Genomic DNA, 23,260 nt, shown 5'->3' with positions numbered 1-23,260 from the left:
GGAGTGAGGGGTGCGGGGGCGGTTGGCCGGGAGTCCGGGGGTGGGGGCGAGGTGGGCGGCCGTAGTGGTGAGCGTGGGAGCGGGTCGCGTACGGGGTTTGCGCCGCCGGTGTGAGGCCGATGCGGGCTGGGGCGCGAGCCGTGGGGCGTGGGGCGGGTGAGGGGCTTGCACCGCCTTGCGGGCGTGGTGGGGCTATGGGTCTCGGGCCGGGCGCCGGCGCGCAAGTCTGCAGGCCCCGTCATGTCTGAGAGGGGTGACCGCGGTCAGTGCACTGGCGGCGGTCACCGGGGCCGGGCGCTGCGCTGCGCCGTTGCGGCGCTGGAGTCTTCGGCGCCTTCGGAGGGGTGTGGGCCTGGCTGATCGAAGGGGCTCTACGGGTGGGGGCGGCCGGGGCGGCGCTGGCTAGGTGTGGCCGCGTTGGGGCGCGGGGGCCGCGGCGCCCTCGGACGTCTGGAGCCCTGGCGGCTCCGCGGGAGGGCTGGGCCGCTCGGGTGGGAGCGGTCGGGGCAGCGCTGGCGGCGCGGGAGCCTGGGCCCGCCTCGGTGGCCCGTGGGCCGGCTGTCCGCGGGCCGATTCTGACCACGCGAGCGCCGGCGGCGGTGAACGGCCGGTGTCTGCGTTGCAGCGCGGGAGCCTTTGGCCGCTTCGGTGGCTGTAGTCCTGGCGGGTCTGCGGGAGCGTTACGGGTCGCTCGGGTGGCAGCGGCCGGGACGGCGTTGAGTGTGGTGACCGGCGGGGTGGGTGCGTTGCGGCGCGGGAGTCTTCGGCGTCTTCGGTGGCCTGTGGTTTTGGCTGGGACGCGGGGCGTTTCGGGTCGCTCGGGTGAGGGTGGGCGGGGTGGCTGCGGCCTGCGGTGCGGAAATGGGGGGCCTGTCCGGTGCGGCGGCCGGTGGGGGTGGGTCAGGGGAAGGTTGAGGGCGGGGAGTCGAGGGATTCGAGTTCTATGCCGGGGGCGGAGAGGACTACGTCGCCGGTGAGGTGGACGGTGTGCTGTTCGCCGGTTTGCAGGTCGTTGACCTGGTACTCGTCGGCGATGAGGGGGGCGTTGTCAGTGGCGTGTGGTGTGCTCTTGAGCAGGGCCCAGGACTGGTCGAGGGTGTGGGGGGCGAGGACGGGGGGTGTGAGGGCGACGAGGCGGGTGCGGACGGCGCCGGCGCCCAGGGTGGGGCGCAGCAGGCGGGCGGTGGCGATGAGGAAGGCGGGGGAAGCGCCGGTGAAGGCGTGGGCGGCGGCGTTGCCTTCGGTGGCGTGTTCGCCGGTGGGGTCGGTGCGGACCCAGGTGACGCCGTCCAGGGCGGCGCCGCGGACCTGCCAGGCGGAGGCGTGGAGTTCCAGGCGGATGGGGCGGCCGAGTTCGTCGAGGGTGAGGTCGACGGAGCCGGTGTGGTCGCCGGCGGGGTTGACGATCTGGGAGACGTAGCGCCAGCCGGAGGGGCCGGTGGCGCAGTGGAAGTGCTCTTCACCGAGGGGGGTGTGGTCGTGCGGGTCGTGGAGGGAGTAGTGGCCGCGGGGCATGGGGGCTGTCCTTCGTGCGGCGGCCGGCCGGTGCGGCGGCCGGTGGGTGGTGCCTGGCGGGGGTGCCGGGTGGGGACCCGGCCGGGGGCGGAGGTCGTGGGGGTGGTTTTACGGGCCAGGCCCCCGCCGTGTGTGGCGAGGGCCTGGGGATACCGGCTGCGGTGGGTGCGCCGTGGCGGGCCGGTGGTGCCGGTCAGCCTGAGGGCGCTGCCCGGCTCAGTAGCGGTAGTGGTCGGGCTTGAAGGGGCCCTCGACCGGGACGCCGATGTAGGCGGCCTGCTCCGGACGGAGCTCGGTGAGCTTGACGCCGAGGGCGTCGAGGTGGAGGCGGGCGACCTTCTCGTCGAGGTGCTTGGGGAGCACGTAGACGTCGGTCGGGTACTCCTCAGGCTTGGTGAACAGCTCGATCTGGGCCAGGGTCTGGTCCGCGAAGGAGTTGGACATCACGAAGCTGGGGTGGCCGGTGGCGTTGCCCAGGTTGAGGAGGCGGCCCTCGGACAGCACGATCAGGACCTTGCCGTCCGGGTGGGTCCAGGTGTGGACCTGCGGCTTGACCTCGTCCTTGACGATGCCGGGGAGCTGGGCCAGGCCGGCCATGTCGATCTCGTTGTCGAAGTGACCGATGTTGCCGACGATGGCCTGGTGCTTCATCCGGGCCATGTCGGAGGCCAGGATGATGTCCTTGTTGCCGGTGGTGGTGATGAAGATGTCGGCGGTCTCGACGACGTCTTCGAGGGTGGTGACCTGGTAGCCGTCCATCGCCGCCTGGAGGGCGCAGATCGGGTCGATCTCGGTGATGATGACGCGGGCGCCCTGGCCGCGGAGCGACTCCGCGCAGCCCTTGCCGACGTCGCCGTAGCCGCAGACCACGGCGGTCTTGCCGCCGATGAGGACGTCGGTGGCGCGGTTGATGCCGTCGATGAGCGAGTGGCGGCAGCCGTACTTGTTGTCGAACTTCGACTTGGTGACGGCGTCGTTCACGTTGATCGCCGGGAAGAGGAGGTCGCCGTCCCGCTGCATCTCGTACAGGCGGTGGACGCCGGTGGTGGTCTCCTCGGTGACGCCGCGGATCTCGGAGGCGAGGTTCGTCCACTTCTGGGGCGACTCGGCGAGGGTGCGGGTGAGCAGCTCCAGGATGGACCGGTGCTCGTCGCTCTCCGCGGTCTCGATCGCGGGGACCTTGCCGGCCTTTTCGTACTCGACGCCCTTGTGGACGAGGAGGGTGGCGTCGCCACCGTCGTCGAGGATCATGTTCGGGCCGCCGGTGGGCGAGTTCGGCCAGGTCAGCGCCTGCTCCGTGCACCACCAGTACTCGTCGAGGGTCTCGCCCTTCCAGGCGAAGACCGGGACGCCCTGGGGGTTGTCCGGGGTGCCGTTCGGGCCGACGGCGATGGCGGCCGCGGCGTGGTCCTGGGTGGAGAAGATGTTGCAGGAGGCCCAGCGGACCTCGGCGCCCAGGGCGACGAGAGTCTCGATCAGGACGGCGGTCTGCACGGTCATGTGCAGGGAGCCGGTGACCCGGGCGCCGGCCAGCGGCTGGCTGGCGGCGTACTCCTTGCGGATCGCCATCAGGCCGGGCATCTCGTGCTCGGCGAGGGTGATCTCCTTGCGGCCGAAGGCGGCGAGGGAAAGGTCGGCGACCTTGAAGTCCTGGCCGGTGGCTGCTGTCGTCATGCGGGCTGCTCCTCGAGCGTCGAGGTGGATGGGCTGGCTGTCTGCGGCGCGGGCTGGGGCGCACCGGCGATTGCCGGCCGAGGAGCGTACGCGGATGCGGACACACCTCTTCCCTGGCCGCAGCGCAGTCCGTCGGAGGCCCTCTCTCCCTCGGCCGGTCCGCGGGGCGGGCCGCCCGACCGCCATCAGCAGCGACGTCTGGCACTGGTCACGAATCTACACCGATCGGCCCAGTGAACCCCAGCCCGGAGGGGCCGTTCCCGTGAGGTCCCGGCCAGGCCGGGGTGCGATGGCGGGCCGGGCGGCGGGGCGCGGGCCGGCCGGGGTGCGGGCCGTCGCGCGGCTTCGACCTGGGGGGTTTGCGCGGGCCGGGTCGTCATGCAGGATGCCTGGAGCGCGGCTACGCCGGCATGTCCGTACGACCGCGCGCCGGGGCGTGAGGTGGGCCACGTGATCGCCGGCCGGGCCGTGTCCCCTCCGGGGGGCGGCGGGGCGGGGTGCGCGCGGGTGTCCGTACGGCCGGTGCGCACAGCCAAGAGGAGAACCACGTGACCACCAGTCCGGCTGCTTCCCCCAGGGATGCGGGGAGGGACGGGCAGGGGCTGAAGCTGCTCGCAGTGACTGCCTGTCCGACCGGGATCGCCCATACGTACATGGCCGCGGAGAAGCTCACGCAGGCCGCCGAGGCGCTCGGCCATGAGATCAAGGTGGAGACGCAGGGCTCCATCGGGGCTGAGAACGTACTGTCTGACAACGATGTCAGAGGCGCGGACGGCGTGATCATCGCCGCGGACAAGGACGTCGACCGGAGCCGGTTCGTCGGCAAGCGGGTGCTCGTCGTCGGGGTCGCCGAGGGCATCCGGCATCCCGGGGAGCTGATCGAGCGGGTGCGGACCGCGCCGGTGTACGGCGAGGAGGACGGCGGGGCCGGTACGGCCGCCGGAGCCGCCGCGTCCGCCGGCACCGGGGGCGGCAAGCAGCGCAGCGTCGGCTACAAGGCGCTGATGAACGGGGTCAGTTACATGATCCCGTTCGTGGTGGTCGGCGGGCTGCTGATCGCGATATCGCTGGCGCTGGGCGGGCACCCGCAGGCGGACGGCGGTCTGGTGATCCCGGACGGGTCGTTCTGGAAGCACGTCAACGACATCGGTGTCATCGGGTTCACGCTGATGGTGCCGGTGCTGTCCGGCTACATCGCCTACGCGATCGGCGACCGGCCGGCGCTGGTGCCGGGCATGATCGGCGGCTGGATCGCCAACACCGGTGCGCTCTACGGCTCCAAGGCGGGCGCGGGCTTCATCGGGGCGATCGTCACCGGATTCCTGGCCGGCTTTCTGGTGGTGTGGATCAAGAAGGTCAGGGTCCCCCGGTTCGTCCAGCCGATCATGCCGATCATCGTGATCCCGATCGTGGCGACGACGGCGCTCGGGCTGTTCTTCATCTACGTCATCGGCCGGCCGATCTCCTGGGTGTTCACCCATCTCACCGGCTGGCTCGGCGGGATGACCGGGTCGAGCGCGGTACTGCTCGGCGCGATCCTCGGGCTGATGATCGCCTTCGACATGGGCGGCCCGGTCAACAAGACGGCGTTCCTGTTCGGCGCGGGGCTGATCGCGTCCGGCAACCAGACGGTGATGGGGATGTGCGCGGCGGCGATCCCGGTCATGCCGCTGGGACAGGGACTGGCCACGCTGCTCCGCCGGCGCCTGTACTCCGAGCAGGAGCGCGAGACGGGCATGGCGGCGCTGTTCATGGGGCTCTTCGGGATCTCCGAGGGCGCGATCCCGTTCGCCGCGGCGCGGCCCGCGCAGGTCATTCCGGCGAACATGCTGGGTGGTGCGGTGGCCGGTGCGCTGGCGGGGACGGCCGGGGTGACGGACGCGGTGCCGCACGGCGGGCCGATCGTGGCGGTGCTCGGCGCGGTCGGCGGGGTGCCGGTGTTCTTCCTCGCGGTGGTCGTCGGGGCGGTGGTGACGGCGCTGACGACGGTGGCGCTGGTGGACCTCTCGGAGCGCGGGAAGGGCGGGAAGGGCGCGCCGGCCGGTGCCGCGGCCGCGCCGGCGGTGACGGTGGCGGTGGCGGCCGGGGCCGGCGCCGGGGGCCCGTCCGGTACGGCTGCGGCGACGGGAACGCGTACGGAAGCCGCGCCCGTACCCGCCGCCGCACCCGCGCCCGCACCCGCGCCGACGGCCGGCGAGGGAGACGAGGACGGCGTCGGTGAAGAGGGCAGCGCCGGTGACGAGGGCAGCGACGAGGGCCGCGGGGACGGTGCGCAGGCCCCCGCCGACGGACACTCCGTCCCCTCCCCCTCTCCCTCCCCCGAGGTCCTGTCCGGCTACCTCACCGCGCGGACCGTCAGGACGCGGCTCGCGGCCGGCGAGAAGGAGGCGGCGATCCGCGAGATGGCCGAACTGGCCGCCGGGACGGGGCGGGTGACGGACGTCGCCGAGCTGGTCCGGGTGGCGCTGGCGCGGGAGGCACAGGGCACCACCGGGCTCGGCGAGGAGATCGCCGTCCCGCACGCCAAGACGGATGCGGTGACCGCTCCGGTGGTGTGCTTCGCGCGGTCGGCGGAGGGTGTGGAGTGGGGCTCGCCGGACGGTACGAAGGCCCGGCTGGTCTTCATGATCGCTGTGCCGGAGGCGGCGGCCGGTGACGAGCACCTGCGCATCCTGGCACTGCTGTCGCGGAAGCTGATGGACCCGGACTTCCGGGCCCGGCTCCAGGGGGCCGAGGGCACCGCGGAGGTCCTGGCGGTGCTGGCCGAGATCCGGTAGCCGCGCCGCCGGCCGGCAGCGCCGGACCACCGCACCCGGCACGGGTGCCGGCAGCACGAGGCCCCCGCACCCGGCTCGGGTGCGGGGGCCTCGCCCACTGGTCAGTGCCCGCCGGGCTCCTTCGACGGGTCGGCGCCCGCGGCGGCGGTGGCCTCGTCGTAGATGTCCGGCTCCAGGTAGATGACCCGGGCGATCGGCACGGCCGCGCGGATCCGGGCCTCGGCGGCGTCGATGGCCTCGGCGACCCGGGCGGCGGTGTCGTCGTGCCGGACCGCGATCTTGGCGGCGACCAGCAGTTCCTCGGGGCCGAGGTGGAGGGTGCGCATGTGGATGACGCGGGTGACGACCTCGCCGTCGACGGCCGCCTCGCGGATCGCGGCGACCTGCTCGGGGCCGGCCGCCTCGCCCAGCAGCAGCGACTTGGTCTCGGCGGCCAGGACCAGGGCGATGACCACCAGCAGCACGCCGATGCACATGGTGCCGATGCCGTCCCAGACGCCGTCGCCGGTGGCGAGGGTGAGGCCGACGCCGCCCAGCGCGAGGACCAGACCGATCAGCGCGCCGAAGTCCTCCAGCAGCACGACCGGCAGCTCGGGGGCCTTGGCGCGGCGGACGAACTGGGTCCAGGTCTGCTGGCCGCGCAGCTCGTTGGACTCCTTGATGGCGGTGCGGAAGGAGAAGCCCTCGGCGATGATCGCGAAGACCAGGACGCCGACCGGCCAGACCCAGTTGTCCAGCGGGTGCGGTTCGTGGATCTTCTCGTAACCCTCGTAGAGCGCGAAGACGCCGCCGATGGTGAACAGGACGATGGAGACCAGGAAGCCGTAGATGTAGCGCTCACGGCCGTAGCCGAAGGGGTGTTCGGCGGTCGCCGCCCGCTTGGCCTTCTTGCCGCCGAGCAGCAGCAGCCCCTGGTTGCCGGAGTCCGCGAGGGAGTGCACGCCTTCGGCCAGCATCGAGGACGAGCCGCTGAAGGCGAAGGCCACGAACTTCGCTGCGGCGATCGCCAGGTTGGCGCCCAGCGCCGCAACGATCGCCTTGGTGCCGCCTGATGCGCTCATGAGTGCCGCGTGTCCCTTCCGTCGACGGGGCTGACCGCTTTACCGCCCCTTTAATGCCGTGCGGCGGTCATTGTTGCAGCCCGGGACGGGGCGGGTGGCAGGAGGCCACCTGACGGACGGACGACGGCCCGCCCGCGGGCGGCGCGTCAGGCGACGACGGTCGCGCGGTAGAGGGTGCCCTCGCCCGCGAGGGTGAGCTGCTCACCGGCGCGGACGAACGCGGCCTCGCCGGGCGCCAGGGTCAGCTCGGTCTGCCCGGTGCCCTCCGGGTCCTCCTCGGCGGTGCGCAGCCGGACCGTGCCCGCGGTGCACAGCAGGATCTGCGGGGTGCGGGAGACCAGGGCGCGCGGTCGGCCGGCGGCGGCCAGGACGAAGCGGGAGAGCCGGAATTCGTCGATGGGGGTCTCGTAGACCTCCTCGCCGGCGACCTCCTCGGGGCGCAGCACGCCCGCGTCGCCGGCCTCGAAGCGGACCACCCGCAGGAGTTCGGGGACGTCGACGTGCTTGGGGGTCAGGCCGCAGCGCAGCACGTTGTCGGAGTTGGCCATCAGCTCGACGCCGAGACCACTGATGTAGGCGTGCGGGATGCCCGCGCCCAGGAACAGCGCCTCGCCGGGCTGGAGTTGGACGTGGTTGAGCAGCATCGCGGCGAGCACGCCGGGGTCGCCGGGGAAGTGGTGGGCGAGGACGGCGTAGGCGGCGTAGGCGTCGGCGTGCGGCCCTCCCTTGGCGGCGAGTTGCTCGGCGGCGACGGCGGCGCGTTCGACGGTTCCGGCGATGTCGTGGTGGTCGGCGCTGAGCACCGCGGTGAGCACCTCACGCAGGGCCGCATCCTCGGGGCTGGCGCGCAGGATGTCGACGTACGGCGTGAGCTCGTCGATGCCGAGGTCCTCCATGAGGTCGGCGGTCTGCGCCGGGTGGCGGAAGCCGCACAGGCCGTCGAAGGGGGTGAGCGCGGCGATCAGCTCGGGCTTGTGGTTGGCGTCCTTGTAGTTGCGGTGGGCGGCGTCGATCGGGACGCCGCGCCGCTCCTCGTCGGCGAAGCCGTCCCGGGCCTGGGTGAGGTCGGGGTGGACCTGGAGGGAGAGCGGGGAGCCGGCGGCGAGGACCTTGAACAGGAAGGGCAGCCGGGGCCCGAAGGCGCGGACGGCGTCGGGGCCCAGCTCGGCCTCGGGGTCGGCGTCGATCACCTCGGCCAGGGAGACCGGGCCGGCGCCGCGGTCGATGCGGGAGGGGGCGCCGGGGTGGGCGCCCATCCACATCTCCGCCTGCGGTTCGCCGGTCGGCGCGGTGCCGAGAAGTTCCGGGAGGGCGGTGGTGGAGCCCCAGGCGTAGGGGCGCACGGTATTGGCGAGGCGGTCCATGGGGCTGCTGCTTCCTGCTCTTCGTGGTCTGCGGAGTGGTGTGCCGGGCCCGCGGTGGCGGGCCGGTCCTCAAAGATCACTCGGTGCCGGCGAGCGCCAGGTAAACGGCGCCGAAATCTGCGATGGCGAGAAGTTCCGCGGCCTTCTCCAAATCGCTTCCGGTGCCTGGTTCCAGCTCGCTGAGCGGGGTGTCGCGCTCCTCGGCGAGCGCCCGGGCGGCGCGGGTGGCGGACAGCGGGCCGGGTTCCTGGTCGCGCAGCAGCACCACCCTGGCGTGCAGTCGGTTCGCGGTGGGCTGTTCGACGCGGTCGCGGAAGAAGTCGTCCGGGTCGGCGTCGGCGGCCAGCGCGCCGGTCAGCAGGGTGCGGTGGGTGGTGAGCGCCTCGGGCAGTTCGGCGGGGAGCGCGGGGCGGCCGGCGAGCCCGGCCAGTTCGGTGGCGAAGTGCCGGCCGACGGCGGGGGCGACGGTGCCCTCCGTCCAGATCAGCGGGAGCGCGTCGGCGAGGTGGGCGGCGAGCGCCTTGCCGGGGTTGGTGTACGTGGGGATGGCGGGGCCGCAGCGCTCGGCGATCTCGTCGAGGCGGTCGGCGAGCTTGCCGAGGTCGTCCGGGGAGGCGCTGATCAGGCCGATCCGGTCGGTGAGCGAGAGCAGCGGGATCAGGATCGACCAGAGGGTGCCGGGGGCGGCGGGCGGTGCGCCCTCGACGTCGAACTCGGCGTCGTAGGCGGTGGTGGCCAGGGGTACGGCGAGGCCGCGGGCCTGGATGACGGCGTCGGAGAGCGGTCCGCCGGCGGGGGTGACGGCGACGACCGCGCAGCCGCGGCGGTATGCCTGCTCGACGAGCTCGGCGAGGCCGGGGTCGGCGGCGTCCGGGCCGGCGAGCAGCAGCAGGTCGAGGGGGCCGGCCCAGCCGGGGAGGGTCCAGCGCAGGGCGCCGGGCAGCGGGGCGACGCCGGTGGGCGGGATGAGGCTGACGGGGCAGCTGCCGCCGCTGAGGGCGCGCAGCAGGTCGGCGACCCCGGCGGCGGCCGGCCCGGGCCCGGCGACGAGGACGGCGCGCGGCCGTCCGTCGGGTGTCAGTTCCGGGATGCCGGATTCGGTGGCGCTGCGGGCGGCGGTGCGGACCCGGGCGCCGGACTCGGCGACGCCGCGCAGCAGGCCGAAGCGGTCGGCCCCGGCCAGCGCGTCAGGGGTGTCGAGGAGTGACTCGTCGAGCATGGTGGGCGCGGCCTCCGATCGCCGGTACGGGCGGGGGTACGCCGGGCGGTGCCGGGGCGGGCCCCGGCGCTGCCCGGGTCAGGCGGGGCTGGGGGTACCACCCGTGCCTTTCGGGCTACGGGGGAGTGCTTCGTCGACCAGGAGCACGGGGATGCCGTCACGGACGGGGTAGGCGAGGCCGCAGTCGCCGGAGGTGCAGAGGAGTTCCGCGGGGTCCGCGTCGGTCCGGTCCTCCAGCGGGGCGTGGCACGCCGGGCAGGCGAGGATCTGGATCAGGCTGGCTTCGACCGGCATGGACGGGGCTCCTTCGGGGTGGTTGCGGCGTGGCCAGCGTACCGCCGGTGGGCGTACGGGGGCCTGCTCGACGGGGAGACGGGGCGGTGGCGTTGCCGGGGTGCCCGCCACCGGGCCGGCCGGTGGCGGGCGGGAGGCGGGGTCAGCCGCGGATGATCGCCAGGACCTCGTCGCGGACCCGTTCGACGGTCTCGCGGTCGCGGGCCTCGACGTTCAGGCGGATCAGCGGCTCGGTGTTCGAGGGGCGGACGTTGAACCACCAGTCGTCGGCGCTGATGGTCAGGCCGTCCAGCTCGTCGAGGGTGATGCCGGGGCGGCCCTCGTAGGCGGTCCGGACGGCGGCGAGGCGGCCGGCCTGGTCGTCGACGGTGCTGTTGATCTCGCCGGAGGCGGCGTAGCGGTCGTACTCGGCGACCAGCTGGGACAGCGGGCGGTCCTGGCTGCCGAGGGCGGCCAGGACGTGCAGCGCGGCGAGCATGCCGGTGTCGGCGTTCCAGAAGTCGCGGAAGTAGTAGTGCGCGGAGTGCTCGCCGCCGAAGATCGCGCCGGTGGCGGCCATCTCGGCCTTGATGAAGGAGTGGCCGACGCGGGTGCGGACGGGCGTGCCGCCGTGCTCGCGGACGACCTCGGGGACGGACCACGAGGTGATGCAGTTGTGGATGATCGTTCCGCCGGGGTGCTTCTCCAGTTCCCGGGCGGCGACCAGGGCGGTGATCGCGGACGGGGACACCGGGTCGCCGTTCTCGTCGATGACGAAGCAGCGGTCGGCGTCGCCGTCGAAGGCGAGGCCGATGTCGGCGCCGATCTCGCGGACCCGGGCCTGGAGGTCCACGAGGTTCGCGGGGTCGAGCGGGTTGGCCTCGTGGTTGGGGAACGAGCCGTCCAACTCGAAGTACAGGGCGTCGAGTTCGAGGGGGAGGCCCTCGAAGACGGTCGGTACGGTGTGGCCGCCCATGCCGTTGCCCGCGTCCACCGCGACCTTCAGCGGGCGGATGGCGCCGAGGTCCACGAGGCTGCGCAGGTAGGCGGCGTAGTCGCCGAGGACGTCGCGCCGGGTGACGGCGCCCGGCTTCTCGGCGGGCTCGGGGGCGCCCTCGTCGGACCAGCGCTCGACCAGGGCGCGGATGTCGGCGAGGCCGGAGTCCTGGCCGACCGGGGCGGCGCCGGCCCGGCACATCTTGATGCCGTTGTACTGGGCGGGGTTGTGCGAGGCGGTGAACATCGCGCCGGGCATGCCGAGCGCGCCGCTGGCGTAGTACAGCTCGTCGGTGGAGCACAGCCCGATCTCGGTGACGTCCGCGCCGCGGGCGGCCGCGCCGCGGGCGAAGGCCCCGGACAGGCCGGGCGAGGAGGGCCGCATGTCGTGCCCGGTCACGATGGCGTCCGCGCCGGTGACCTCGACGAAGGCGGCGCCGAACAGCTCCGCGAGCGATTCGTCCCACTGGTCGGGGACGACACCGCGTACGTCGTACGCCTTGACGATCTGCGACAGGTCGGTCACGAGCCAGTCCTCCTGGGGGTGTGTTCGGACCTCCCCAACTTACCGTTCGCCGCGCTGCGCACCTGTCACGTCCTCAGCTTTCGCTGCGCGCCGGTGCGTTCGCCGGACGGCCGGTCAGGAGTCGGGTGAGCGCAGGACCCGCAGGTGGCCGCGGCGGGCGACCTCCATGGGGTGCGGGTCGCGGTCGCCGTGCGGCGACGAGCCGTCGCCGGCGGCGCGCTCCTGGGGGCGGGCGGCCTCGCGGACGGCGTTCGCCAGGGCTTCGAGGTCGTCGCCGCTGGGGCGGGCCGGGCCGGGGTCGATGGCGAGGCGGACGACTTCCCAGCCGCGGGGGGCGGTCAGCCGCTCGGAGTGCTCGGCGCACAGGTCGTAGCAGTGCGGTTCGGCGTAGGTGGCGAGCGGTCCGAGCACGGCGGTCGAATCCGCATAGACGTACGTCAGCGTTGCGACGGCGGGGCGGCCGCACGCAGTGCGCGAACAGCGACGTACAGGGCTCACGACGTTGGACGGTACCGCACTCTTGAGCGGGCCGCGACGACTCTCCCCCGGCTCACCCAACCGTGTCGTCCCACTTCGTCCGATGCGTCTGACCTGCACCCGCTCGGGGGGACCTGGCCGGGACACGCCGGGGCGGACGACGTGCGGCACGGAAACCCGTCACAGGTTGTGGCACTTCCAGTCAATCCGGACATGATTCCCGATCGTCGGCAGAGCGGAAACGACATCGGTCCGGACTCGTACGGTCAGCCGGCGACATGGTGCGTCTTGCCGCGCTCTGCGGTGCCCGGCGGGCCCCGACGGCTACGCTCGATGGTGATGGACAGCCCCGTACCTCCCCGACCCGCGGAGCCGCGGCTCCGCCGCCGCGACCGGCACGGCCGCGGCATGCGCGGCCCGATCGCGCCGCCGCAGGTGCCGCTGTCGGTGACCCGCGCCGACGCCTTCGTGGATCTCGTGTACGACTCGCGGGACCGCCTGGAGCGACGCTGGCCGCAGCTCTCCCAGGTCGACTTCCTGGTGCTGGAGGTGCCCGGTTTCGGCCCCGACGGCGGGCCGGAGGCGGTCGCCGACGAGGAGACCGTTCCGCTGGGACGGATGCTGCCGGCGGCGGGCGGACATCGCGACCGGATCGTGATCTACCGCCGCCCCGTGGAGATCCGTACGAAGAGCCGCGACGAGCGCGCGCTGCTGGTCCACGAGGTCGTCGTCGAGCAGGTCGCCGAGCTGCTCGGGCTGGCCCCCGAGTCGGTGGACCCGCGCTACGGCCAGGAGTGAGCCGCCGGGCCCGCCCGGTCGGGACGGGCCCGGCGCGGGTCCGGTGGACGGTCAGTCGGTGAGGACGGACAGCTTCTGGCCGGCGGTCGGTACGACGACCGAGCCCCGGTCGTCGGGCAGCGTCTGGACGGTGAAGGCGGGCACCCCGCCCTGGGGGCGCTCCAGCATCCGCGCCGCGTAGACGGGCCCGCTGCCGGGCTCGGGCTCCACGGTCAGCGCGTAGCTGCCCTTGAGGCCCTGCGGGCGGGGCGGGGCGACGTCGAGGGTGGTGCCGCCCTTGACCGTGTACGTCTTGGTGACCGGCGTGCCGCCGCCGCTGCCGGCCGACGCGGTGACCTTCACCTTGGCGTCCTTGCCCTTCTCGGGGGCGACCAGCGACAGGGTGCTGCCCTTGGCCCCGTTGTCGGCGGCGGTGGCGCGCTTCTCGACCGGGCGGGTCGCGGGGATGAAGGCCATCTCCTGCTTGTCGCCCTTGCCGCGGGTCACCCGCAGCGCGGCCGCGACCGGGGCCTTGGCGTCGCCGCCGGACGGGGTGAGCACCAGCGAGCCGGCCTCGCCCTTGGTGACGTCCTTCAGGTCCACCGCCGTGGTCATCCCGCTCTTGAGGTGCAGGGTCTCCAGGCCGGCCGGGGTGATCAGTCCGGTCGGGGTCGCCAGCTGCACCTTCAGGTCGGCGTCGGCCTGCCCGGGCGCGAGCGCCACCAGCCGGACCGAGGTGGCGTCCTTGGGGATGCCGGGCAGCACCACGCTGGGCGACGGGTCGGCGGCGGCCGGCAGCCAGTCACTGCCGAGCTTGCTGTCGGTCGCCTGGACGGCGGCACCGACCCGGCCCTCGCGGGCGACGACGTGCAGCGAGGCGTTGGTGGTGGGGGCGGTGGTCAGGGTGGAGAGCAGCACGGGGACGGTGGTGTGCGGCGGGACGGTGATGTCCTCGCCCGCGGAGCCGGCCAACGAGCCGTCCTTGCCGAGCAGTTCGAGGTCGACGACGGCCGGGACCGGGTCGGGGTTGGTGAGGTGGACGTAGTCCTGCCGGTCGGTGGCGGTGCTGACGCCGGGGAACCAGAAGGTGGTGTCCGGCGCGGTGCAGCCCAGGCCGAGGAGTCCGCGCCCGGAGCCGGCCGCGACGGCGGTGGTCTGCTGGACGGTCCAGCCGGGGGCGAGGGTGCCGTCCGCGGAGCCCACCAGCGCGGGCGCGTCGGGACTGTCGGTGGTCGTGGTGACCGGCGTGCCCGCCTGCCGCAGCGGGACGACGGGCTTGGTGTCGGGGGGCGGCAGGACCTGGCTGCCCGCGGGGTCCGCGCCGCCGGTCTTCCCCTTGCCGCCCTTGCTCCCCTTGCCGTTCTTTCCCTTGCCCTGGTCGCCGCCGGCGTCCTTGACGGTCCCGGCGGGCAGCAGCTGGGCGGTGCCCTTCTTGGTGTCCGCGCCGGCCGCGGCGCCCTTGGGCGCGAACGCGGTGTAGGCCGTCTCGCCGACCTCGGAGGAGGTCGGGGCCGGGCAGAGCAGCGCGGAGCGCTGGACGGGCAGCCGGGTACCGGTGCCGGCCTTCTCCCCGGTGCCGCCGTCCGGGGCCGCGACGGCGGCGACGCCGGAGACCGCGGCCAGCGCGACGGCCACGCCGATCAGGGACATCATGGTGCGCTTCACTGCTGGTCGCTCCCGTCACGGCGCGGCTCGGGGTAGGAGCCGGGGTACCCGGGATACGGGGCGCCGTCGTCGTAGGGCTGCTGCTGGGGCTGCTGCGCCGGGTCCGCGTACTGCTGCCGGCCGTAGCCGTACGGGTCATAGGCGCCCGCCTGGTAGGGGTCGGCGGCGTACGGGTCGGCCGGCGCCCCGTAGGGGTCCGTCTGCGGGTACTGCTGCCCGTACTGGCCGGCCTGGTAGGGGTCGGCGGGGGCGTAGGGCTGCGCCTGCTGGGCGGCCTGCCAGTCCTCGTACGTCTGCTGCTGGGGCACCGCGGCGTACGGGTCGCCCGTCGCGGCGGGGTCCTGGGCGGGTACCGCCTGCACCGTCGGGTCGGCGTCCGGGGCGTCCGGCAGCTCACCGTCGGGCGCCGCCGGGATGCCGGCGCCCGCCGCCTCGGGGGTGCCCGCGGCCTCGGCCTGGGCGCGCAGCCGGCGGGCCCGGCGGCCGTCGCCGGTGGCCGCGGCGGCCTGGGCTGCGGCGGTGTCCTCGGGCAGGTCGTCGTCGATCTCCCGGCGGCGGCCCGGCAGCGCGAGGACCACCAGGACGACGGCGAGCAGGCCCTGGGCCCACAGCCAGAGGGTGTGGCCGAGGGGGTTCTCGTGGGTGAGGTCGAGGGTGCCGCCGTCGGAGGGGAGCGTGAAGCCCTGGGCCCAGCCGTCGACCGTGACCGGCTTGAGCGGGGTGCCGTCGAGAGTGGCCTGCCAGCCCTCGTCGGCGGCGTCCGCGAGCCGCAGCACCCGGCCGGCGGGGCCGGCGGGCACCTTGGTGTGCGCCTCGACGGGGCCGGACGGCACGGCGACGGGCGCGGCGGCGTCCCCGGCGGTGGTGCCGTCCTGCGCCTGCGGGGCGGTGATCGAGACCCGCGAGACGCGGCGGTCGACCCGCCACAGGGCGCTGCCGTCCTCCTGGCTGAGCCGGGTCAGGCCCGGGGTGGCGTCCAGGACGCGGCCCATTTCGCGCGGCGCGCCGTTCCTGACCAGGACGTAGCGGACCGCGTAGCCGCCGAGCTGGTTGGTCTGGTCGGCGCCGGAGCCGGCGACGAGGTGGGCGACGATGCCGCTCAGCCGCCGGTCCTCGCCCGCCTCGGCGGCCAGGTCGGCGTCGCCGAGGCGGGCGCCGGAGCCGCGGACGAGGGAGTAGTCGACGTGGCCGGGCCGGCCGTCGAGGACGAGGGTGCGGGCCCGATCGGCGGTGCCGGACTCCTCTGCGACGAAGGCCGGGACCTGCTCGGGGTTGCGGCGCTCCAGCGGGCCGTCCGCGCCGGTGATCATCCAGCTGACGGCGGCGTAGAGCGGGGCGAGCAGGGACGCCAGCGCGATCAGCACGGCGACCGGCTGCTTCCAGCCGAAGCCGAGGCTGGCCATGCGGGTGCGGATGCCCTCGGCGCCGATCGCCGCGGCGCACAGCAGCGCCAGGCCGTAGACGAGCATCGCGGGGCCGGTCCAGCCGGAGCCGTTGCCGAGCGCCGCGAAGAGCAGTCCGGTGAGCGCGACGGCCCACGCGGCGCGGATCGCGAGCTGCCGGGCGTCGCGCAGCGTCGCGGCGAGCGCGGCCAGCACGATGCCGAAGAGCAGCAGTCCGCCGGCGGCCTTGGGGCCGCCGGGGCTGAGGCCGACGAGGTCGAGCACGGAGGCGGAGCCGGCGCCGTAGTCGAGTCCGGCCTCCTGGAAGAAGCGGGACGGGTGGGTCAGCAGCGACAGCGACCAGGGCGCGAGCACCAGGAGCGGGGCGAGCGTCACGGCCAGGAAGCGCAGCACGTACGCCATCGCCTGGTCACGGCCGCCGACCCCGGACGCGGAGCCCAGGAACCGCAGCACCAGCAGCCCGAGGCCCAGCAGCAGCGCCATCGGCCAGACGACCGGGGTGAAGGCGGCGGTGAAGGTGATCAGCAGGGCGTACGCCCAGGTGGCGCGCCAGCTGGGCCGGGTGCCCGCGGGCAGCCGCAGCCCGCTCGCGGCGATCGCGGCGCGCGCCATCAGGGGCAGCAGGATCGCCAGTACCGCGGTGCCCAGCCGACCGCCGGCCAGCGCGCCGGCCGCCGCGGGCAGGAAGGCGTAGGCGATGCTCGCCCAGGCCCGCAGCAGCCGGGAGGCGACCAGCGGGCGGGAGGCGAAGTAGGCGGTGAGGCCGGCGAGCGGGACCGAGCAGACCAGCAGCAGGGTGACGGTGAAGCCGGTCGAGCCGAGGAAGACGCTCGACACCAGGGCGACGATCGCCAGGTAGGGCGGCGCGGAGGCGCTGTCGCCGACGCCGACCGCGTGCCAGCTGTCGAGGTACGCCGACCACAGGTCGGACACGCTGCCGGGGGCGGGCAGCATCGCGCCGCCGGTGAGGGCGCCCGCGCCGAGCAGTCCGCGGCAGGCGATCAGCGAGACCAGCAGCAGGACGAGGAAGAGCACCGGTGCGGGCTTGCGGGCGATCCGCTTGAGCCGGGCGAACTGCTCGATCTCCAGGAAGTCGGCGTCGTCGCCGCCGGGCCCGGACTCCACGGCGCCGTGCCGGCCGGCCGAGGCCACGTCGGGGGCGGCGCGGCCGGCGAGGTTGCCGGCGATCTGCTCGACGGTGGCCCGTACGGTCGCGCCGGGCGGTGGGAAGAGCGGCCGCAGTTCGCCGGGGTCCACCGCCGGCCTGCCTCTGCGTTTGCGGGCGGCGAGGATCTTGCCGGGCCGCAGCAGGGTGCCGAAGAGCCCGGCGAGTTCGTCCAGCGCCTGGCCGGGGACCTTGCCGACGAGGTAGGCGATGACCCGCAGGAAGGTGCCGAGCAGCAGCCGCAGCAGGACGTACGGCAGGACCCGGCCGCGGGTGTTGGTGAGCAGCGTGTAGACGGCGCCGGCCTTGTCGACGCGGTGCGGGTTGGCGACCGAGCGGCCGACGCAGTCGATCGGGCGGCGCTCGCGGGCGGCGGCCTCGGCGTGCCGGAGGACGGCGTCCGGGGCGACCAGGACCTGGTGGCCGGCGGCCTGGGCGCGCCAGCACAGGTCGACGTCGTCGCGCATCAGCGGCAGCCGGCGGTCGAAGCCGCCCAACTCCTCGTAGACGTCGCGGCGGATGAGCATGCCGGCGGTGGAGACGGACAGCACCGGGCGCACCTGGTCGTGCTGGCCCTGGTCCTGTTCGCGGCGGTCCAGGCCGGTCCAACGGCGGCCGCTGCGGGCGATGCTGACGCCGGTTTCGAGCAGCTGCCGGCGGTCGTACCAGCTGCGCAGCTTGGGGCCGACGATGACGGTCGCGGGGCTGGCGTCGGCGACCCGGAGCAGCTCGGCGAGGGCGTCCGGCTCGGGCGCGCAGTCGTCGTGCAGCAGCCACAGCCACTGGACCGGTTCGCCGTGCGGCAACTCCGGCATGTCGTACGCCTCGTCGCGCCAGGTGCGGCTGACCGGGTCCCAGCCGCTGGGGCGGCGCAGGTACGGCAGGTCGTCGGGGGTGAGCGCGGGGGCGGTGCGGACGGCCTCGTCGACGGCGGTGCCGAATCCGGAGCGGCGGGCGAGGTGCAGCACGCGCTGGTCGCCGATCGCCTCGGCGAGGAGCTGGGCGGAGTTGTCCGCGCTGCCGGTGTCGGCACCGATGACGTTCTGCACCGGGCGCTCCTGGCCGAGCAGCCCGGCGAGCGCGTCCGGCAGCCAGCGGGCCCCGTCATGGGAGACGATCACGGCGGTGACGACGTGCCGCGGGAACTCAGGGGTGGCGGCTTCATATGAGGTGGCCTGGGCGGCCGGCTGGCTGTGCACGGACATCGAGGTACGGGCCCTCCGGACCCGGGAGTTCGGGACCCGCGGCGAAGTCGCTCAGGGCACCCGCCCCCGGAAGACACTGCGACGGACTACGAGGCGACGCACGCGCCCTACGGGGCGGCGGCGCATCTCGGACGGGGCCCCACACTAATGCTTCGCGCCGCCGCCCCGACGGGGCCGGTGCGAAGCAGCGCACAGCAGTCCGCCTCCGGCGGCGTGGGCGCTGGAGGCGGAGAGTTCGCTATAGGGGGATATGGGGAGTTGGGGTGGTGCGGCGGCGTGGTCCGGAAGGCCGCGCGCCGTCGGTCCGGACGGCTGCTCGGTCATCTCAGACGGCGGCCTTCTTGAGCCGGCGCCGCTCGCGTTCGGACAGACCGCCCCAAATACCGAAGCGCTCGTCGTTGGCGAGGGCGTATTCGAGGCACTCGGACCGGACTTCACAGGCGAGGCAGACCTTCTTCGCCTCGCGGGTGGAGCCACCCTTCTCCGGGAAGAAGGACTCGGGGTCGGTCTGGGCGCACAGTGCGCGCTCCTGCCAGCCGAGCTCCTCGTCCGCCTCCTCGACCAGCAATTCCTGGAACAGCTCGGTCATGTGCGCCCCTCGTCTGTCTTTACGTCCCCGTGATCAAGCCGTGATCGATTTCGGCTGAACGACACGAGTGAAATTACAAGTGTGGTGATCCGGGCCAGTCAAGCCGAGATCTGCTATTGAGCCTCTTATTCACTCGGCGGAACCAAGCGGATACGGAAAGTGTTCAAATCTGTAAAAACCAGGACACTTCCCCGGGCGTGCCACCCGGGCACGTCCGCGTCGGCCATGAAGACGCGATCAGGCGGCATTCACGTTGCACCCCGCGCGCCGGAGCGGGGAAGATCACAAGCGGATCACGGGACCGCAACGGCGTTTGGAGGCGCGGTTGCCGGTCGATGTCTCCGGGTCGGGGACTGCACAAACCTTTCTCCGGGCGGAGTAACCGGATGAGGTGAAAGATTTACGGCAAACCAGACGTCCGGTTGACATCGCGCCGCGAACCCGGTCTCCTTGACCGCATGCCAGCGACTGCCGCGCCCCGACTGACCCGTGCCTACGGGTCGCTCTGCGCTGCGCAGGCCCGCTGTCGCTGTTCCAGCTGTTGAAGCCACTGAGCTCCAGCCCTTTCGCCGCATCACCCCGCAGCGCCCCTGCTTCGCGTCCCGTGCCGCGCCCCCCACAGGGAGAGCCCGCGCCGTGCCGCACCCCCCATGCGCGACCACCCCGCACTTCCGCCGAGGAATCCGAAACCGATGAACAGCGACGTCCAGATCGCCGGCGACCCCCTCGCCATCCCCCACCTGCTGCCGCCCGTCCCCGCCCACCCGGCCACCGTCGCCGGCTTCGCCGGGCTGGCCCGGGCGATCGCCGCCGACCGCGCCTCCTGGGCGCCGCTCGTCCGCTACGACGCCACCACCCGCTGGTACCACCGGCTGCGCGCCGTGCCGCAGGCGCCCGGCTCCGCTCCCCTGGCCCCGGTCGGCTACGAGGTGTGGCTGCTGAGCTGGGTGCCCGGCCAGGGCAGCGGACGCCACGACCACGGGCGGTCCTCCGGCGTACTGACCGTCCTGGAAGGCGAGTTGACCGAGCACGCCGCGGACGGGCCCCGTACGCTCACCGCCGGCGCGCAGCGGGTGTTCGCCCCCGGCTACGTCCACGAGGTCGTCAACGACTCCCTGAAGCCGGCGGTCAGCCTGCACGTCTACTTCCCCGGCCTCACCGACATGCCGATGCACCCCAGCCAGGCCGCCGCCCCCGGCGCCGTGGCCGCCGCGCCCGAGGTGCTCGCCCCCTGACGCCCACCGCGACCACCGCCCCCGTCGACGCCGCCGTCGGCTGACAGACTGTCGCCATGCGAATCGTGGTTCTGGCCGGCGGTATCGGCGGCGCCCGCTTTCTGCGGGGACTGAAGGCAGCGGCTCCGGACGCGGACATCACCGTCATCGGCAACACCGGCGACGACATCCATCTGTTCGGCCTGAAGGTGTGTCCCGATCTGGACACCGTGATGTACACGCTCGGCGGCGGCATCAACGAGGACCAGGGCTGGGGCCGCGCCGACGAAACCTTCCGGGTGAAGGAGGAGCTGGCGGCCTACGGCGTCGGCCCCGAGTGGTTCGGGCTCGGCGACCGGGACTTCGCCACGCACATCGTCCGTACCCAGATGCTCGGCGCCGGGTACCCGCTCAGCGCGGTGACCGAGGCGCTGTGCGACCGCTGGCAGCCGGGCGTCCGGCTGCTCCCGATGACCGACGACCGGGTCGAGACCCACGTCGCCATCGAGGAGGACGGCGAACAGCGGGCGGTGCACTTCCAGGAGTACTGGGTGCGGCTGCGCGCCGCGGTGGACGCCAAGGCCGTGGTGCCGGTCGGCGCCGAGCGGGCCACGCCCGCGCCCGGTGTGCTGGAGGCCGTCGCGCAGGCCGATGTGATCCTCTTCCCGCCGTCCAACCCCGTCGTCAGCGTCGGCACCATCCTCGCCGTCCCGGGCATCCGGGAGGCCATCGCGGAGGCCGGCGCGCCCGTCGTGGGCCTCTCCCCCCTCGTCGGTGACGCGCCGGTGCGCGGGATGGCCGACAAGGTGCTGGCCGCGGTCGGCGTGGAGTCCACCGCCTCGGCGGTGGCCAGGCACTACGGCGCGGCGAAGCGGCTGCCCGCGGAGGGCGGCGCCGGGCTGCTGGACGGCTGGCTGGTCGACACCGTGGACGCGGGCCGGGTGCCGGAGGTCGAGGCCGCCGGGATCCGCTGCCGGGCCGTGCCGCTGATGATGACGGACCTGGACGCCACCGCCGCGATGGCGCGCGAGGCACTGGCGCTGGCCGAGGAGGTCCGGGCGTGACCCGGCTGCCCGGGTACCGGGTCTGGGCGCTGCCGGGGATCCCCGAGGTGCGGCCCGGCGACGACCTGGTGAAGCTGATCGCCGCGGCGGCGACCGCCGACGGGCCGCCCGGGCTCGCCGACGGCGATGTGCTGCTGGTGACCTCGAAGATCGTCAGCAAGGCCGAGGGGCGGGTGGTCGAGGCCACCGACCGGGAGGCGGCGATCGACCGGGAGACGGTGCGGGTGGTGGCCCGCCGCGGCACGCTGCGGATCGTGGAGAACCGGCAGGGCCTGGTGATGGCGGCGGCCGGCGTGGACGCCTCCAACACCCCACAGGGCACCGTGCTGTTGCTGCCGGAGGACCCGGACGCCTCGGCCCGTGCCCTGCGCGCGGGCCTGCGCGCCGCGCTCGGCGTCGACGTCGGCGTCGTCATCAGCGACACCTTCGGGCGGCCCTGGCGCAACGGCCTCACCGATGTCGCCATCGGGGCGGCCGGGGTGCGGGTGCTGGACGATCTGCGCGGCGGCACCGACGCGTACGGCAATCCGCTCGGCGCGACGGTGGTGGCCACCGCGGACGAACTGGCCGCCGCCGGTGACCTGGTGAAGGGCAAGGCGGCCGGGCTGCCGGTCGCGGTGGTGCGCGGCCTCGGGCACGTCGTCGAGGCGGCCGGCGACGGTGACGGGGCCCGCGCGATGGTGCGCGGCGCCGCGGACGACATGTTCCGGCTGGGCACCTCGGAGGCCGTACGGGAGGCGGTGACGCTGCGGCGTACGGTCCGGTCGTTCACCGGCGAGCCGGTCGACCCGGGGGCGGTCCGGCGCGCGGTGGCGGCGGCGCTCACCGCGCCGGCGCCGCACCACACCACGCCGTGGCGGTTCGTGCTGCTGGAGTCGGCGGAGTCCAGGACGCGGCTGCTGGACGCGATGCGGGACGCCTGGATCGCGGATCTGCGGAGCGACGGCAAGTCCGAGGAGTCCGTCGCCAAGCGGGTGCGGCGCGGCGAGGTGCTGCGGCAGGCCCCGTATCTGGCGGTGCCGTGCCTGGTGACCGACGGCGCGCACACCTACCCGGACGCGCGGCGGAACGCGGCCGAGCGCGAGATGTTCGTGGTCGCCCACGGCGCCGGGATCCAGAACTTCCTGGTCGCGCTGGCGGGCGAACGCCTGGGCTCCGCGTGGATCTCCTCGACGATGTTCTGCCGGGACGTCGTACGGGACGTCCTGGGGCTGCCCGGCGACTGGGAGCCGATGGGCGCGGTGGCGATCGGGCACCCGGCCGAGGCGCCGAAGGAGCGCCCGCCGCGCCCGGCCGACGACTTCGTCGTGGTGCGCTGACGCCGGGCGCCGGTGCGCCGGCGCCTCGGTACCGGCCGCGGGGCGGCGCCGCCGGGGCCGGTCAGAGGCGGGCGATGTCGCCGACCGGGAAGCGGGGGGCCCGGCGGGGCGGGGTGACGCCCGAGAGCAGGATGAGGCGGGCGGCGCGGTGGCGCTGGCCCGCGTAGGGGGCGAGGAGGTCGAGCATCTCCTCGTCGGTGGTGCCGCGGCGGCCGGTGAGGGCATACCCGATGATCTTCGGCAGGTGGAGGTCGCCGACGGTGATCGCGTCGGGGGCGCCGAGGGTGCGCTGAAGCGTCTCGGCGGCGGTCCACGGGCCGATGCCCGGTATCGCTGTCAGCCGGCGGGTGGCGTCGGCGAGATCCATCCGCGCCGCCTCCTCCATGCGCCGCGCGACCCGCACCGCCCGCAGGATCGTCGAGGAGCGCTTGGCGTCCACGCCGGCGCGGTGCCACTCCCAGGAGGGGATCAGCGCCCAGCCGCGCGGCTCGGGCATCACCCGCAGCCGGTCCCAGGGGCCGGGCGCGGGCTCGCCGTGCCGCTGCAGCAGGAGCCGCCAGGCGCGGTACGCCTCGTCGGCGGTGACCTTCTGCTCCAGGACCGAGGGGATCAGCGACTCCAGGACCAGGCCGGTGCGGGCCAGCCGGACGCCGGGGTGGCGCCGGCGCGCCTCGTGGACGACGCGGTGCCGGGCGGTCAGCAGCGCCGGGTCGTCCCGCTCCCCCAGCAGCTCGGGCAACCGCTCCAGCAGCCAGTCCGCGCCCGGCCCCCAGCCCTCGGCCTCGACCCGGCCCTCGGCCGCCCGCGCCACCAGGCGCAGCGTGCCGGGGCCCGCGGGCGTACGGCAGGCCCGCCACAGTTCGCCGCCGCGCACCGCGAACGCCGGGTCGCCGGGGCCGCGCCGCAGCACGCACAGCGTGCGGTGCAGGTCGTACGGGCCGGGCGGAACCCAGGTGCGGGCGGGCATGCGGCCAGGT

17 protein-coding genes are annotated in these 23,260 nt (G+C 74.3%); 5 read left to right on the top strand and 12 right to left on the bottom strand.

The annotated features are described in order from the left end of the window. Window positions 1-900: 900 nt before the first annotated feature. Together OO62_RS08435 and ahcY are read right to left on the bottom strand one after the other, a co-directional pair. Window positions 901-1,515 carry a hypothetical protein gene (locus OO62_RS08435; RefSeq protein WP_033266626.1) on the bottom strand — a complete coding sequence of 205 codons (615 nt, stop codon included), beginning with the start codon at window positions 1,513-1,515 and terminating at the stop codon, window positions 901-903. Window positions 1,516-1,731: 216 nt separating this feature from the next. Next, on the bottom strand, window positions 1,732-3,189 hold the full coding sequence (gene ahcY, locus OO62_RS08430; protein WP_033266625.1) for an adenosylhomocysteinase: 1,458 nt from the start codon (window positions 3,187-3,189) through the stop codon (window positions 1,732-1,734). Between the two features lie 617 nt (window positions 3,190-3,806). Between ahcY and OO62_RS08425 the strand changes: the two genes are divergently transcribed. After that, complete coding sequence (locus OO62_RS08425) at window positions 3,807-5,966, top strand: fructose-specific PTS transporter subunit EIIC (protein WP_033266624.1); 2,160 nt, start codon at window positions 3,807-3,809, stop codon at window positions 5,964-5,966. A 101-nt stretch (window positions 5,967-6,067) separates the two neighbouring features. On the opposite strand, the gene OO62_RS08420 is transcribed toward OO62_RS08425, so the two are convergent. The 6 genes from OO62_RS08420 to OO62_RS08395 form a co-directional block, all read right to left on the bottom strand. Further along, window positions 6,068-7,027, bottom strand: a complete 960-nt coding sequence (locus OO62_RS08420; protein ID WP_033266623.1) for a cation diffusion facilitator family transporter — start codon at window positions 7,025-7,027, stop codon at window positions 6,068-6,070. Between the two features lie 146 nt (window positions 7,028-7,173). Further along, window positions 7,174-8,391, bottom strand: coding sequence for a mannose-6-phosphate isomerase, class I (manA, locus tag OO62_RS08415; RefSeq protein WP_033266622.1), 1,218 nt, complete (start codon window positions 8,389-8,391; stop codon window positions 7,174-7,176). 76 nt (window positions 8,392-8,467) lie between these two features. Beyond that, window positions 8,468-9,610, bottom strand: a complete 1,143-nt coding sequence (locus tag OO62_RS08410) for an SIS domain-containing protein (RefSeq protein ID WP_033266621.1) — start codon at window positions 9,608-9,610, stop codon at window positions 8,468-8,470. 78 nt (window positions 9,611-9,688) lie between these two features. Continuing rightward, window positions 9,689-9,904 (bottom strand): Trm112 family protein, encoded by a 216-nt coding sequence (locus OO62_RS08405; RefSeq protein WP_033266620.1) that lies wholly within the window; start codon window positions 9,902-9,904, stop codon window positions 9,689-9,691. 142 nt (window positions 9,905-10,046) lie between these two features. Beyond that, entirely contained in the window at window positions 10,047-11,405 is a 1,359-nt protein-coding gene (locus OO62_RS08400; RefSeq protein ID WP_033266619.1) for a phosphomannomutase/phosphoglucomutase, read from the bottom strand. Between the two features lie 114 nt (window positions 11,406-11,519). Beyond that, window positions 11,520-11,963 (bottom strand): DUF3499 domain-containing protein, encoded by a 444-nt coding sequence (locus OO62_RS08395; RefSeq protein WP_077192600.1) that lies wholly within the window; start codon window positions 11,961-11,963, stop codon window positions 11,520-11,522. Between the two features lie 258 nt (window positions 11,964-12,221). Here OO62_RS08395 and OO62_RS08390 point away from each other — a divergent pair, with 258 nt between their 5' ends. Further along, window positions 12,222-12,680 carry a metallopeptidase family protein gene (locus tag OO62_RS08390; RefSeq protein WP_173675731.1) on the top strand — a complete coding sequence of 153 codons (459 nt, stop codon included), beginning with the start codon at window positions 12,222-12,224 and terminating at the stop codon, window positions 12,678-12,680. Between the two features lie 51 nt (window positions 12,681-12,731). Here OO62_RS08390 and OO62_RS08385 read toward each other — a convergent pair whose 3' ends face one another. The 3 genes from OO62_RS08385 to OO62_RS08375 form a co-directional block, all read right to left on the bottom strand. Next, window positions 12,732-14,324, bottom strand: a complete 1,593-nt coding sequence (locus tag OO62_RS08385) for a DUF5719 family protein (RefSeq protein WP_033266617.1) — start codon at window positions 14,322-14,324, stop codon at window positions 12,732-12,734. Then, window positions 14,321-18,097, bottom strand: coding sequence for a glycosyltransferase family 2 protein (locus OO62_RS08380; RefSeq protein ID WP_033266616.1), 3,777 nt, complete (start codon window positions 18,095-18,097; stop codon window positions 14,321-14,323). The genes OO62_RS08385 and OO62_RS08380 overlap by 4 nt, the downstream gene beginning before the upstream one ends. 325 nt (window positions 18,098-18,422) lie before the next feature. Then, complete coding sequence (locus tag OO62_RS08375) at window positions 18,423-18,686, bottom strand: WhiB family transcriptional regulator (RefSeq protein WP_003983763.1); 264 nt, start codon at window positions 18,684-18,686, stop codon at window positions 18,423-18,425. Between the two features lie 692 nt (window positions 18,687-19,378). On the opposite strand from OO62_RS08375, the gene OO62_RS08370 reads away from it, so the two are divergent. From OO62_RS08370 to OO62_RS08360, 3 genes are read left to right on the top strand one after another with little or no spacing between them, the layout of a single operon-like run. Next, a complete protein-coding gene (locus OO62_RS08370) occupies window positions 19,379-19,921 on the top strand; it encodes a cysteine dioxygenase (RefSeq protein WP_033266615.1) in 543 nt (180 codons plus the stop codon). Window positions 19,922-19,977: 56 nt separating this feature from the next. Further along, window positions 19,978-20,964 (top strand): 2-phospho-L-lactate transferase, encoded by a 987-nt coding sequence (gene cofD, locus OO62_RS08365; protein ID WP_033266614.1) that lies wholly within the window; start codon window positions 19,978-19,980, stop codon window positions 20,962-20,964. Beyond that, window positions 20,961-22,283 carry a coenzyme F420-0:L-glutamate ligase gene (locus OO62_RS08360; RefSeq protein ID WP_033266613.1) on the top strand — a complete coding sequence of 441 codons (1,323 nt, stop codon included), beginning with the start codon at window positions 20,961-20,963 and terminating at the stop codon, window positions 22,281-22,283. Before cofD ends, OO62_RS08360 begins: the two co-directional genes overlap by 4 nt. A 61-nt stretch (window positions 22,284-22,344) precedes the next feature. On the opposite strand, the gene OO62_RS08355 is transcribed toward OO62_RS08360, so the two are convergent. Next, window positions 22,345-23,250: a DNA-3-methyladenine glycosylase family protein gene (locus OO62_RS08355; protein ID WP_033266612.1), complete on the bottom strand. Its 906-nt coding sequence runs from the start codon at window positions 23,248-23,250 to the stop codon at window positions 22,345-22,347. Between the last annotated feature and the right edge of the window lie 10 nt (window positions 23,251-23,260).

Origin of the sequence: Streptomyces lydicus, assembly GCF_000717345.1 — a bacterium.
Lineage (GTDB): Bacteria > Actinomycetota > Actinomycetes > Streptomycetales > Streptomycetaceae > Streptomyces > Streptomyces lydicus.
The sequence above is the reverse complement of the archived record's forward strand: the minus strand, read 5'-3'. Positions and strand labels throughout refer to the sequence as shown.

Excerpts from the sequence above, each read along its gene's own strand:
- OO62_RS08435 (WP_033266626.1), bottom strand. The coding sequence starts at position 1,515 with ATGCCCCGCGGCCACTACTCCCTCCACGACCCGCACGACCACACCCCC.
- ahcY (WP_033266625.1), bottom strand. The coding sequence starts at position 3,189 with ATGACGACAGCAGCCACCGGCCAGGACTTCAAGGTCGCCGACCTTTCC.
- OO62_RS08420 (WP_033266623.1), bottom strand. The coding sequence starts at position 7,027 with ATGAGCGCATCAGGCGGCACCAAGGCGATCGTTGCGGCGCTGGGCGCC.
- manA (WP_033266622.1), bottom strand. The coding sequence starts at position 8,391 with ATGGACCGCCTCGCCAATACCGTGCGCCCCTACGCCTGGGGCTCCACC.
- OO62_RS08410 (WP_033266621.1), bottom strand. The coding sequence starts at position 9,610 with ATGCTCGACGAGTCACTCCTCGACACCCCTGACGCGCTGGCCGGGGCC.
- OO62_RS08405 (WP_033266620.1), bottom strand. The coding sequence starts at position 9,904 with ATGCCGGTCGAAGCCAGCCTGATCCAGATCCTCGCCTGCCCGGCGTGC.
- OO62_RS08390 (WP_173675731.1), top strand. The coding sequence starts at position 12,222 with ATGGACAGCCCCGTACCTCCCCGACCCGCGGAGCCGCGGCTCCGCCGC.
- OO62_RS08380 (WP_033266616.1), bottom strand. The coding sequence starts at position 18,097 with ATGTCCGTGCACAGCCAGCCGGCCGCCCAGGCCACCTCATATGAAGCC.
- OO62_RS08375 (WP_003983763.1), bottom strand. The coding sequence starts at position 18,686 with ATGACCGAGCTGTTCCAGGAATTGCTGGTCGAGGAGGCGGACGAGGAG.
- OO62_RS08370 (WP_033266615.1), top strand. The coding sequence starts at position 19,379 with ATGAACAGCGACGTCCAGATCGCCGGCGACCCCCTCGCCATCCCCCAC.
- cofD (WP_033266614.1), top strand. The coding sequence starts at position 19,978 with ATGCGAATCGTGGTTCTGGCCGGCGGTATCGGCGGCGCCCGCTTTCTG.
- OO62_RS08355 (WP_033266612.1), bottom strand. The coding sequence starts at position 23,250 with ATGCCCGCCCGCACCTGGGTTCCGCCCGGCCCGTACGACCTGCACCGC.